Genomic DNA, 260 nt, shown 5'->3' with positions numbered 1-260 from the left:
ACTCGCGGGTGCGGATCACGCTGTCGTAGAACTCCGGCGCGGTGTCGAGGTTGTGGTTGTAGTAGGCCAGCCCTGCGCCCTTCAGGCGCTCGGCCTGCTCGGGCGTCAGCATGCCCAGGGTCGCGCAGGTCTCCAGACCGAGCGCGTTGACGCCTTCGATCATGGCCGCGACCTTCTCGACGTCGCGATCCTTCGGCGAGCGCCAGGCCGCGCCCATGCAGAAGCGGGTCGCGCCGGCGGCCTTCGCGGCTTTCGCCTTC

General features: G+C 69.6%; 1 pseudogene. It reads right to left on the bottom strand.

The features are described 5' to 3' along the window. Positions 1-260, bottom strand: a pseudogene (locus FLQ44_RS17855) (biotin synthase BioB); the annotation flags it as partial.

Source organism: Vogesella mureinivorans (genome assembly GCF_007644035.1).
In the GTDB taxonomy this organism is placed as follows: domain Bacteria; phylum Pseudomonadota; class Gammaproteobacteria; order Burkholderiales; family Chromobacteriaceae; genus Vogesella; species Vogesella mureinivorans.
Note: the sequence above shows the minus strand (reverse complement) of the source record. Positions and strands in the feature narration are given on the sequence as shown.